We start from the raw sequence: 10,021 nt of genomic DNA, 5'->3' as shown, positions 1-10,021 counted from the left end.
GCCGGGACCCGGCCTTACGTCCCGAACTGCAGGTCGGAACCGGCGAGCTGTTCCTCCTTGGTCTCCCTCATCCTGAACAGCCCGTCGACGACCTTGCCGATCACGAACGTGATCACGAAGGAGTAGACGGCCACCACGATGACGGCCACCACCTGTTTGCCCAGCAGCGCTCCGGAGCCGCCGTAGAACAGGCCCTTGGTGGGGCTCCCGGTCACACCGGTGGCGAGCAGGCCGATGAGCACGACGCCGACGATGCCGCCCGCGCCGTGCACGCCGACCACGTCGAGGGTGTCGTCGTAGCCGAGTACCAGCTTCCACTCCACGGCGTAGGACACCACGACCGCCGCCACGACGCCGATGAGCAGGGCGCCCCACACGTTGACGAACGCGCACGACGGCGTGATCGCCACCAGCCCGGCCAGCGCGCCGGTGGCCGAGCCGAGTCTGGTGAAGTGCCGGTACCGGATCCACTCCAGGATCAGCCAGGTCAGCATCCCGGCGCTCCCGGCCATCATCGTGCTGAGGAACGCCGCGACCGCGACGCGGCCGTCGTTGAGAGCCGATCCGCCGTTGAACCCGAACCAGCCGAACCACAGCAGTCCCAGCCCCAGCATGACGAAGGGGATGTTGCTCGGCACGGGGGGCTCTCCCCTGCGGTACCTGATGCCGGGGCCGAGAGCGATGGCCAGGGCGAGCCCGGCCATTCCGGAGTTCAGCTCGACGACCAGCCCGCCCGCGAAGTCGAGCACGCCCCACCTGTTGATCCAGCCCGAGGGCGAGAACACCCAGTGGGCGACGGGGAAGTACACCAGGGTCACCCAGACGACGGAGAAGATGATCCACGGCCCGAGCCGGGTGCGGCCGGCGACCGAGCCGCTGATCAGCGCCACCGTGATGATGGCGAAGGTGAGCTGGAACAGGGCGAAGGCGTAGAGGGGGACGAGTCCGTGCAACGTGCTGGGGGCGACGTCGGTGAAGCCCAGATGGCTGAAGCCGATCAGGCCGACGTCTCCGGCGTCCCGGCCGAAGGACAGCCCGAAGCCGTAGAGGAACCACACGACCGTCACCACGCTGATGGAGACGAAGCTCATGAAGAGCATGCTCAGGACGTTCTTCGCGCGGACCATCCCGCCGTAGAAGAAGGCCAGGGCGGGGGTCATGAGAAGCACCATGGCGGCGCTCACCAGCACCCATGCCGAGTCACCGGTGTTCAGCCCGGGTGGCATCGCGCACCCCCTCTCTCGCTTCGCCCTTCCCCCGGAAGCCTGGGCAGCCGGGACGGCCGCGAAACCGGCCACCGGGCGGGATTGGGAGGTGACATTCCATATCCGGACGCCGGGGTGGTGTTGGCCGTCGCAGGTAAAGCGTCCCCCGGAGGGGACACGCCTGATGTGCCGATCCTCACCGTGTGTCCGGTGAGGCGTGCCTGGTGAAGCGCCCGCGCCCGCGCCCGCGTCCACGTCCGAAGACCGGGCGCGGGCGCGGCTCAGTTCACCGGTACCGGAGTCTTGCGCGGACGAACGGCCAGGCTCCGCTCCGTGAGAGCGCCGAAGCCCAGTCCCAGGGCGGTCCAGAAGACGGCCTGGACGCCGAGCGAGGCGATGCGGAAATTCCACAGCACCGCGCCCGGGAAGCCCCTGGGAACCTCGTTGACCGTGGGAAGGGCCAGATAGGAGATGGCGACGAGGACGAGCGCCACGGCGGCGCCGACCAGAGTGGCGTTCCAGTTACCCAGCCGCGCCGCGAGGCGGTGTCCTGTCTGGACCGCGACGACCGCGATGATCACCGAGATGACGATCAGGGCGAAGTACGTGGCGGCACGCATGCCCACCGTGTCCGGTGAGCCGACCGAGGGAGGGTTGGCGGGATATTTCAGCGCGGGCAGCAGTGAGACGGTGAGGAACCCGGCACCGGCCACCAGCGCCGACGTGGCCCGTGGGCCGAACCGGCTGATCCTCGCGTGAACGAGGGCGAACGCCAGGGCGAACAATCCTCCCAGTGCCACACCGAACAGCCCCATCGCGGTGGCCAGGCCGAAGGTCTGCTGCACGCCGCGTGAGACTATCTCGACCTCGTGCTCGTGACCGCCCGCGCTCATGCGGTGCTCCTCGAAGGCGATGGCCGAGTTGATCTGGGGCTCACCGAAGATCCAGGCGAACACCAGAGCGAGAAGAGCGGCTCCCAGTCCGACGAGCATTCCGCGTACCAGCAGTGTGCGCATGGTCATGGTTCGGCTGCCCTGCGATCAGTGGCAGGGGAAGCCGAGAAGATGCCTCCCGTCGTGCATGAACTCGTGAACGGCACGGCCGTTGATCAGTGAGGTCGCGCCCTGCTCGGCCCCGACGAAGTAGAGGATCAAAAGTGCCAGTGCCAAGGTGAGGATCGCCCAGGGAACAATCTCACGGAGAGGAATCGGGATCGGGATCGGGTAGGTCCGGCTGGTGGGTACCGTTCTTTCAGCCATGGGTTCCTCCTTCGAGGACTGGCGTGTCTTAATCGCGGTGGACGTCGCGCGAATTCGGCTCTCGGGCCACAAAGGACGGCTCGTGATGATGAGGCTACTCTGTGCGTTCACCGGGCCTGTGCGCCGTCACAATTGGTTCGTCTATTAACCTATGGTGCCGGTCGGGAGCGGTCAATCAACCCGACGCAGATCATTTCGCCTGCGTTTGTGATTCCTTTTTACCGTTGAAGGTGTGGTGTGGTGATTGTCCGGCTTTCATGTGTCGGCTGCTGACGTTCCTCCAGGTGACGGGTACTTCCGTGCGGAGGCGGACGCGTCCGGCGAATTTGCCGCGCTCTCGTCGCCTTTCGTGAGCCGGTCGTTTTTCCGCTGAAGGTGACCGCGTGGCATCACCTGTTTCGTTCCGTGTCCGCCGGGGTCGGAAAGGGTGGGGTGACAAATCCTCCTGCCCTTCCGGCCCTGCTTTCCCGGCGGGAGGTACGTGATTTATCCGCTCTTCCCGGCGACCCCGGGCGGGCCGCCGTTTCCAGGAAAAACCCGAATGGTCGGACAGCGGAAAGGTTTGTAAAAGTAAAATGGAATCGGTGTTTCGCGGGGACCTCCGTTCTTCCTCTCTTGAGAAGGTGTCCGGGCCGGAATGCTCGATGTGAGAGCCGACGGGGGGAGTCGACAGTGCGGCCCGGGCGGGACACCGAGGGGCAGCCCTCTGAGGCGATGCTGATGGGCCTCACCTTCATGAGCGGCATGGTCGACGCCAGCAGCTATCTGGGAATCGGTGAGATCTTCACCGCGAACATGACGGGAAACCTGCTCATTCTCGGTTTCGCCGCCAGCGGCACTCCCCAGTTCTCGATCGTCGCGTCGGCCATCTCGGTTGTGAGTTTCTTTCTCGGCGCGGCGCTTGGAGGCAGGCTCACCGTCGTCATAGCGTCTCGCCGCCGCCGGCTCGTCGTCGCCATGACCGTCGAGTCCGTCCTGAACGCGCTCGCGGCCGCGGGCTCGTTCCTGCTGCCCACGTCGTCGGTGGCCCATCAGTACGTACTGGTCGCCATCCTGGCGACGTCCATGGGGGTGCGGAACACCGTGGTGCGCCGTCTCAAGATCCCCGACATCACCACGACGGCTCTGACGGGCACACTGACCAAGCTGGCGGCGGACTCCGTGCTCGGCACCGGGAGACGGGTCCGGGCCGGGCGCCGCCTGACTCAGATCATCTCCCTCGTCCTCGGTGCCTGCACCGGCGGTCTGATCCTGGGACACTTCGGTCTTCCCGCCACGATGGTGTCGATGACCGGCCTCATCGTCGTGCTGACCGTCGCCTATGTCTGGTACTCGGCTCCGGCCCGCACGGACGGGAAGAGGTGAGAGGCGGAAAGGCGGAAAGGCGACCACCGGATCGGTGTCCTCTCGCCGCTTTTCCCGATGGTGGCCCGATGACCGTCAGGGGTCACTCCTCGTTCAGGCGAGCGCGGACCCCTTCCATCTTCCGCCGGAGTTCGTCCTCGGTGAAGACCTGCCTGTCCATGAGCGAGTGCGCCACGACCAGGGCCGAGCGGGTCTGCACGGGGAATCTGGCGTAGACGGTCTCGCCCAGCCGATCCTCGGCGTTCCGGCGCTCCAGGTTGTCCAGTGCGCCGTGCGAGGAGAGGCACTCACAGGTCACCTGCATCCTCGACTCCCATACGGCGGGCTCGTGGTCCAGACACCGCAGGTCGGTGTCGGTTCGCTCACCGATGTCGGCCAGGGTCTCCATGAGCACGCCGTACGTCTTCTGGGGCGCTGTGCTCATCGCTTCCAGCCTGCCAGTTTCTGGGTGGCCGTGTCGGACGTCCGGCCGGCCTCCGGCAGTGCGACACCGATCATGGTGTCACGGGTGACGATCTCGGCGAGTTGCTCCTCGCTCCACCCCTCGGTTCCCTCGGGCCGCATGGGCATCACCATGAAGCGCGACTTCTGGTTGGAGTCGTGCACGCGGACCTCGACGTCGGGCGGCAGGTGCAGGCCGAACTCGGCGAGCACCTCGCGGGGCCGCCGGACCATCCGGCGGCGATAGCTCGGCGTGCGGTACCAGTCCGGCGACATGCCCAGGACGGGCCGGGGGTAGCAGGAGCAGAGCGTGCACACGATGACGTTGTGCACCTGCGGCGTGTTCTCCAGCACGTAGAAGAAGGTGTAGTCGCTGGGAGTGCCGACGCCCGTCGGCTGGAGCCAGTCGATGCCCACCTCCTTGCAGGCCTCCGTGCCGTTGGAGAGCAGCCGCTCCTTGAACCCCGGATCGGACCATGCCTTGGCGACCAGCTTCGACCCGCCGTGCGGGCCGACGCCGTCCGCCCATTCGGCGAAGCGGCGGTGGTCCTCGGCCGAGAAGATGCCCTTCTCGATGGCCAGTTCACGGATGGCGAGTTCGAGGATCTCGAACTCACTGACCTTCGACGCCACCTGGAGCGTCCCGTGGTGACTTCCAGCCATCACTCCCCCTTGTCAGCTGACCGGCTGCAGCCAGCGCTCCGAGAATTCCGATTCCAACGTGTCCTGGCTGAACCCGGTGTAGTCGGGCCACAGTTCGGTCTGCTTGAACCTGACGACGTAGAAGGGCTCCTTGCGCCCGGTCTCCAGCCGGTCCCACGCCTCGTCCTCGGGGATGACCCATTCGGGCCGGTGGTCGACGACGACTCCCTCGTGGCCGCGGGTGTACTGCTGGGTGCGGGTGTGGAACAGCGTTGTCTCGTTCTTGATGACGACCCTGTCGCCGATGTTGAACTTTGGCTTTGCCATCACTTCTTCGCCTCCAAGCGGGCACGGATCTCGTCGATCTTGGCTCCCAGCTCGTCGGTGGTGATGAGACCCTTGTTCACGAGGGTCTTCGTCGCGACGGTGATCCAGCGACCGTAGTAGGGCATGCCGAAGTACTGGGTCGTCCCGAGATCGTTCTCGGCTCTGCGCCTCATCTCGGAGTTCCACGCACCACGCCAGCCCAGGCACTCGCAGGTGAGGTAGGTGTTCATCTCCCACTCCTCCTCACCCTTCTCGAAGTAGGGCTGAGGGTGGTCGGGCTGTCCCCCGACGTCGTGGACCACCGCGCGGAGTGAAGCGTAGAACTCATTTGAGATCGTGTACGGAGAGTCAAGGACCTCACGGTCTTCCGGCGCGAGGTTTCTGACGTTGGACAGCAGCTTGTCGTAGAGCAATGTCGCCATCTGTTCCCCCTCGTTCTTCTTGTAAAGAACGTCAGCACCACCTTACCCGGATGCTTCCCGTCAACCTCTATGTCGCGACAAAGGGTCGCAAAGTATCTTTGGATCTGAAAACCCCGTTGAGTTGTGCGGGGATCTTTGACTTGCAGATTTTGGCAATTTTTGACGCGCTTTGCGATGTGTGCGACATCCGGATCGCCGATGTAAATCGAACGCTTTTTTGAAAAATGCGTTCCGGGATAATTGTCGAATGATGTCCGCGTTTCGAAGGGAGATTCGATGGTGGAGACGCGGGTACGGGGGACTTCCGGACGTGTTCGGGTGGCGGGCCGTGGTCCCCTGCCGGGTCACGCTCACCCGAGGACGATCGCGAGGGCCGTACCGCCGTGCGGAACCCGGGCTGCCTGATCACCGTGTGTCGCGGCTGCTGCTGCGGCACCGAGCGCAAACATCCCGGTGTCGACCACCGGGAGCAGGTCGACCGGCTCCGCCGGGAGTTGAGCCCCCCTTCCCGGGTCCGCGTCTCGGGCTGTCTCGGCCTCTGCGTCCGGTCGAACGTCGTCGTCGTCGGACCCTCGCCCGAGGGGCGGCTGTCGGGGGGCCGCCCGGTCTGGCTGGGCTTCGTCCTCGACGAGGAAGTCGTCGGGGATATCGCCGTCTGGGGAAACGCCGGCGGCCCCGGTATCGCGGACCCGCCTCCGGCCCTGACTTTTTACGTGTTCGAATGGCCGTGGCGGCGTGGGATCACGGCACCGGGAAAGGAATGAGAGCGGGATCGGAAAGGATCCTTGGTGGTTGTCGCGGAGCGTTACGGGAATATCCGGGCACGGAGCGCCCTGTCAGGGCCTCCTGTTTTCTGCGAAAGGAAAACCGGTGGCTGAGTTCGAGAAAAGACTGGCATGTGTCATCGCGGAGGACGGGTCGGTCGTCCGCGGATATCTGATCGACGGGTGCGAGTTCGACGGGACCAACACCTACACCCTGAGCTGGGGGGTGCCGCTCCAGGGCGAGGCGAAGACCAATTTCGCGGGCACGGTCGGCAGCGCGCAGACCGAGTCGGTCCGGCCCGGCCTGATCACGGTCGGCCTGGGGGACGCCCCGAACCAGATGAAGGTGCACACCTTCGACGTGGACGGCACTCCCGCCCCGCGCTCCTTCCACCTGGTCTGCTTCCGGGACCAGTGAGCCGGCGCCGCGCCCGGCGGCCCTGTTCCGGGCCGACGACGACTTCTACTTCTCGGAGAGCCGGTGGCCCCTGAACATCGGGTGCTTGGTCTCCCAGTACCGCCAGCCCTCGACCCGCGCGGGGACGTTGGCGATGCCGGTGGCGACCCTGTTCACGCTGCAGTCCTGGAGCTGCTGCCACGCCGCCCAGCCCACCCGGTAGCCGAAGACGCGGTACCACAGGTTGCCGTACATGCCGGGGCTGACCACCTGGGCGTAGTCGTGTCCGGCCTCGACGATGTGCTCCTCGGCGAGCAGTGGGTTGACGTTGTTGCGCAGTCTGCGGAGCAGTGACCGCTGGAGCTCGTCATGGGTGAAGGTGTGGCCGACCTCGCTCTGCTTCTCCCTTTCGATCTCGAGCTCGAGGTACACGCGGTGCTGCCGCCTGACCGAGACCGTCATCGTGCCGCCGGGACCGTCGATGAAGCGGGTGCGCGGGATGAAGAAGTTGCGCGCCCTGAAGTCGTGGAACCTGAAGAGGGCGCGGGGCCTGCACTTTCTGCGGGCCTCCTCCCCGATTGTGGGGAAGGTCGGGGTGGGGGTCGGAGTCGGGGACGCGGACGGGTCGGCGGGCGCGGAGGCCAGGCTCTGGGCGGGCACGAGGAGGGCCGAGCACACGGAGGCGCCGAGGGCCACGGAGGCGGACCCGGCCATGAGCGCCATCCCCAGCTTCCTGGACGGCCCGCGCCTTCTCGGCCGGGCATGCGCGGTGATGGCATCCGGGTGGGGATCGGGCGTGAACATGGAAATACCCTTCCTTTCGAACGCGGCCCGTGACCGCGACCAACCGGCTGGCCGGAGACGGCCCGTGCCCGTTACGCGACATAACTCAACGTAATGATAAAGATGCTTACAGTTGCCGATGGTTGTCTTGTGGTGCCACGCCGCCACGAAGTCCCTTTAAAAGGAAAAGGGCGGGTGAAAGGCGTCTACGGCAACCGGTGCCCGGTTGTGGGGGCGTTCGCGGGCATGGCCGGAGCGTTACCACTGAGAGGGGTGTTTACCTTTTGCTGTGGCGATCAGGTGAAACGCGCGACTTGGGGGGTTTCCGGCTTTCGGGGGCCGGGTGGTTCGAGGAGGGGGAGGGATGGTCACAATAAGTGTGCATGTAATCACTTTTTGTGCGCGAAAGGTAATTTAGTCATTCGAAGGCTTTGAATTTCTCCAGGTGACCCCCGGGGCCCGGCCACCTAGCGTGGAACTTCAGTCCCACTCCGTGCGGTAGGTGACATCCGCACGGCGCCCGTCGGCCCGGGCATCGCCCGGGGTGCGACTGACTCACATGGAGCGACCTGTCATGATCAAGATCAGTAACGCTCTCGCAGCCGGGGTGATGGGGGCCTCCGCCCTCATCGTGCCCATGACGATGCCGGCCCAGATCGCCCCCGTGGCCCCCGCGGCCCCCGCGGCCGTGACCGCGGCGGCCTCACCCACTCTCACCGCCGCCTCGAAGCCGTGCAAGCACGGTCAGTGCCACGCCCCGCGTCACGCTCCCCGCGGCGGCATCGACAGCGGCATCAGCGACAACAGGGTGCCGGGCGGCATGGGAGGTGGCAGCGGCATCGACAACTGACGCGCGGGAGACAACGGAGAACGGCCGGACGGCCGGAGACGGCCTCCGGCCCGCGTCCCCGGACGCCGTGACGGTCCTCAGCCCGCCGCGGTGCCGGGGGACGCGGCGTCGAGCCCGGCGACGAGCCTCTTCGGAGCCACCGCCCGGTAGCTCTCCTCGACCCAGTCGAGCAGCACCTCGGTCTCCGGCAGCTCGCCCGTCAACGGGATCGTCACCCACCCCGCCTTGCCGAGCCCGTATCCCGAGGGCCTGACGCCCTCGACGGCCAGGGCGTGGCCGTTCGACTGCGGCAGCTTGACCCCGACGTGCGGGCTCCACCTGTCGCTCGGCTCGTCGACCCCGAGGAAGACGAAGATCTTCTTGTTGACCTTGACGACGCTCTCGCCCCACGGGTGATCCTCGTACGCCTCCGGTAGTCGCAGCGCGAACTCGCGCAGCGTCCGCCGGACCTCACGCCAGCTCTCCATGGCGCCCATTGTGTCCGGCGGCACCGACATTTACGGCTCGCCGGCACCTACGGCGCGCCAGCGGCCGAGCACGCGGTCGATGTCCGCCCTGATCCGATCCCTGGCCTCGGCCCGGGGCACCCCCGACATCAGCAGCCGGTCGTAGTCGGTGTCCAGGTGCCTTATCGAGGCGACCACGGCCAGCGTGATCGCGTTCTCGTCGAGCACCCGGGCGGCGGCGGTACGGCCGACCCGGCCGCTGCCCCGATGCCCGGCGTGCCGGGAGATCTCCTCGGCCCGCTCGGGCGGGCAGCCGGGGAACAGCCTGACGATCTCCCCGGCCATCCTCGCCTGGAACTCCACGTCCTCCCCGGCCCGCCGCTCCCGGTCACGCTCCCGGCGGCGCAGCCGTACCTCCTCGTCGGCCAGGCAGCGCTCCTCGGCCAGCGCCAGCGCGGCCTCCTCGACCAGGATGCCCAGCCGTTCGTACCGCTTGCGCCTGGAGTTGAACCTGACCACGACCGCGGCCAGGCCGCTCTCCTTCTTCGCCCGGCGGCTGAGCGCCGCGTCGCCCGCGGGCAGGAAGACGAGGTGGTCCATGTCCGCGCAGGTCAGACAGTGCGGACCGGCGTTCTCCATGATCAGATAGGGGCCGGTTCCGCCGCAGCCCGCGCACTCCCAGGCCTGCTGGGACTCGACCGCGACCAGGTCGGGGGCCTTGCTCTGCCGCTCGGCCAGTTGCCGTCTCCTGGCCTCGCTCATGTCCGGGGAGATCCAGTGGATCCGGAAGGCAGAGTCGTCCCCGGTGGACAGGAACCGCAGCTCCCCCCGGTCCCGGCCGCCGGACACGTAGGCGCTCTCACCGGCTGTGAGCCCTTTGCCCAGCGCCCAGCGCCTGAGCACGGCCACCGCGTCGGCCATCTTGGCGCCGTCGACCGCGGAGAGCTCCTCCAGCGTGGCGGCCCGGCCCTGCCGCCAGGTGTCCACGTGCCGGGCGTGCAGCCAGCGGACACCGGTCAGCACGTCGATCGCGGTGACGAACCTGCGCTGGGCGAGCGCGGCCTCGGCCGCCTCCACGATCCTTCGCTCCAGTTTGCTCACCCCGTCAGCCTGCCGTACT

General features: G+C 66.9%; 14 protein-coding genes. 4 read left to right on the top strand and 10 right to left on the bottom strand.

All coding sequences use genetic code 11. The annotated features are described in order from the left end of the window. Positions 1–14: 14 nt before the first annotated feature. The 3 genes from AB0N02_RS17360 to AB0N02_RS17350 all read right to left on the bottom strand — a co-directional run bounded on the left by AB0N02_RS17360 (position 15) and on the right by AB0N02_RS17350 (position 2,464). Positions 15–1,226 (bottom strand): ammonium transporter, encoded by a 1,212-nt coding sequence (locus AB0N02_RS17360; protein ID WP_363947052.1) that lies wholly within the window; start codon positions 1,224–1,226, stop codon positions 15–17. Between the two features lie 260 nt (positions 1,227–1,486). Next, the gene (locus tag AB0N02_RS17355) at positions 1,487–2,227 is read right to left on the bottom strand and encodes a CbtA family protein (RefSeq protein ID WP_363947049.1); all 741 of its coding nucleotides are present in this window, start codon (positions 2,225–2,227) and stop codon (positions 1,487–1,489) included. 18 nt (positions 2,228–2,245) lie between these two features. After that, the gene (locus AB0N02_RS17350; protein ID WP_363947046.1) at positions 2,246–2,464 is read right to left on the bottom strand and encodes a CbtB domain-containing protein; all 219 of its coding nucleotides are present in this window, start codon (positions 2,462–2,464) and stop codon (positions 2,246–2,248) included. A gap of 672 nt (positions 2,465–3,136) precedes the next feature. On the opposite strand from AB0N02_RS17350, the gene AB0N02_RS17345 reads away from it, so the two are divergent. Further along, positions 3,137–3,829, top strand: a complete 693-nt coding sequence (locus AB0N02_RS17345; protein ID WP_363947043.1) for a YoaK family protein — start codon at positions 3,137–3,139, stop codon at positions 3,827–3,829. Between the two features lie 82 nt (positions 3,830–3,911). On the opposite strand, the gene AB0N02_RS17340 is transcribed toward AB0N02_RS17345, so the two are convergent. The 4 genes from AB0N02_RS17340 to AB0N02_RS17325 are packed head-to-tail and all read right to left on the bottom strand — an operon-like array spanning position 3,912 to position 5,661. Then, positions 3,912–4,253: a ScnB gene (locus tag AB0N02_RS17340; RefSeq protein WP_363947040.1), complete on the bottom strand. Its 342-nt coding sequence runs from the start codon at positions 4,251–4,253 to the stop codon at positions 3,912–3,914. After that, positions 4,250–4,933: a thiocyanate hydrolase subunit gamma gene (scnC, locus tag AB0N02_RS17335; protein ID WP_363947038.1), complete on the bottom strand. Its 684-nt coding sequence runs from the start codon at positions 4,931–4,933 to the stop codon at positions 4,250–4,252. Before scnC ends, AB0N02_RS17340 begins: the two co-directional genes overlap by 4 nt. Before the next feature lie 12 nt (positions 4,934–4,945). Beyond that, the gene (locus tag AB0N02_RS17330) at positions 4,946–5,239 is read right to left on the bottom strand and encodes an SH3-like domain-containing protein (RefSeq protein WP_363947035.1); all 294 of its coding nucleotides are present in this window, start codon (positions 5,237–5,239) and stop codon (positions 4,946–4,948) included. After that, entirely contained in the window at positions 5,239–5,661 is a 423-nt protein-coding gene (locus AB0N02_RS17325; RefSeq protein WP_363947033.1) for a hypothetical protein, read from the bottom strand. Before AB0N02_RS17325 ends, AB0N02_RS17330 begins: the two co-directional genes overlap by 1 nt. Before the next feature lie 50 nt (positions 5,662–5,711). Here AB0N02_RS17325 and AB0N02_RS17320 point away from each other — a divergent pair, with 50 nt between their 5' ends. Then, positions 5,712–5,882, top strand: a complete 171-nt coding sequence (locus AB0N02_RS17320; RefSeq protein ID WP_363947030.1) for a hypothetical protein — start codon at positions 5,712–5,714, stop codon at positions 5,880–5,882. 649 nt (positions 5,883–6,531) lie between these two features. After that, a complete protein-coding gene (locus AB0N02_RS17315; RefSeq protein ID WP_363947028.1) occupies positions 6,532–6,843 on the top strand; it encodes a hypothetical protein in 312 nt (103 codons plus the stop codon). 45 nt (positions 6,844–6,888) lie between these two features. On the opposite strand, the gene AB0N02_RS17310 is transcribed toward AB0N02_RS17315, so the two are convergent. Continuing rightward, positions 6,889–7,626 carry a hypothetical protein gene (locus tag AB0N02_RS17310; protein WP_363947025.1) on the bottom strand — a complete coding sequence of 246 codons (738 nt, stop codon included), beginning with the start codon at positions 7,624–7,626 and terminating at the stop codon, positions 6,889–6,891. Positions 7,627–8,179: 553 nt separating this feature from the next. Here AB0N02_RS17310 and AB0N02_RS17305 point away from each other — a divergent pair. Then, positions 8,180–8,455 (top strand): hypothetical protein, encoded by a 276-nt coding sequence (locus tag AB0N02_RS17305; protein ID WP_363947022.1) that lies wholly within the window; start codon positions 8,180–8,182, stop codon positions 8,453–8,455. A 77-nt stretch (positions 8,456–8,532) separates the two neighbouring features. Here AB0N02_RS17305 and AB0N02_RS17300 read toward each other — a convergent pair whose 3' ends face one another. Together AB0N02_RS17300 and AB0N02_RS17295 are read right to left on the bottom strand one after the other, a co-directional pair. Then, a complete protein-coding gene (locus AB0N02_RS17300) occupies positions 8,533–8,922 on the bottom strand; it encodes an MmcQ/YjbR family DNA-binding protein (RefSeq protein ID WP_363947019.1) in 390 nt (129 codons plus the stop codon). 30 nt (positions 8,923–8,952) lie between these two features. After that, positions 8,953–10,002 carry a DUF2293 domain-containing protein gene (locus AB0N02_RS17295; protein WP_363947016.1) on the bottom strand — a complete coding sequence of 350 codons (1,050 nt, stop codon included), beginning with the start codon at positions 10,000–10,002 and terminating at the stop codon, positions 8,953–8,955. Positions 10,003–10,021 lie beyond the last annotated feature (19 nt).

The organism is Streptosporangium sp. NPDC051022 (genome assembly GCF_040683035.1).
Lineage (GTDB): Bacteria > Actinomycetota > Actinomycetes > Streptosporangiales > Streptosporangiaceae > Streptosporangium.
The sequence above is the reverse complement of the archived record's forward strand: the minus strand, read 5'-3'. Positions and strand labels throughout refer to the sequence as shown.

What these genes read in the sequence shown, in the direction of transcription:
- AB0N02_RS17360 (WP_363947052.1), bottom strand. Translation starts at nt 1,226, where the DNA reads ATGCCACCCGGGCTGAACACCGGTGACTCGGCATGGGTGCTGGTGAGC.
- AB0N02_RS17355 (WP_363947049.1), bottom strand. Translation starts at nt 2,227, where the DNA reads ATGACCATGCGCACACTGCTGGTACGCGGAATGCTCGTCGGACTGGGA.
- AB0N02_RS17350 (WP_363947046.1), bottom strand. Translation starts at nt 2,464, where the DNA reads ATGGCTGAAAGAACGGTACCCACCAGCCGGACCTACCCGATCCCGATC.
- AB0N02_RS17340 (WP_363947040.1), bottom strand. Translation starts at nt 4,253, where the DNA reads ATGAGCACAGCGCCCCAGAAGACGTACGGCGTGCTCATGGAGACCCTG.
- scnC (WP_363947038.1), bottom strand. Translation starts at nt 4,933, where the DNA reads ATGGCTGGAAGTCACCACGGGACGCTCCAGGTGGCGTCGAAGGTCAGT.
- AB0N02_RS17330 (WP_363947035.1), bottom strand. Translation starts at nt 5,239, where the DNA reads ATGGCAAAGCCAAAGTTCAACATCGGCGACAGGGTCGTCATCAAGAAC.
- AB0N02_RS17325 (WP_363947033.1), bottom strand. Translation starts at nt 5,661, where the DNA reads ATGGCGACATTGCTCTACGACAAGCTGCTGTCCAACGTCAGAAACCTC.
- AB0N02_RS17320 (WP_363947030.1), top strand. Translation starts at nt 5,712, where the DNA reads ATGCTTCCCGTCAACCTCTATGTCGCGACAAAGGGTCGCAAAGTATCT.
- AB0N02_RS17310 (WP_363947025.1), bottom strand. Translation starts at nt 7,626, where the DNA reads ATGTTCACGCCCGATCCCCACCCGGATGCCATCACCGCGCATGCCCGG.
- AB0N02_RS17305 (WP_363947022.1), top strand. Translation starts at nt 8,180, where the DNA reads ATGATCAAGATCAGTAACGCTCTCGCAGCCGGGGTGATGGGGGCCTCC.
- AB0N02_RS17300 (WP_363947019.1), bottom strand. Translation starts at nt 8,922, where the DNA reads ATGGAGAGCTGGCGTGAGGTCCGGCGGACGCTGCGCGAGTTCGCGCTG.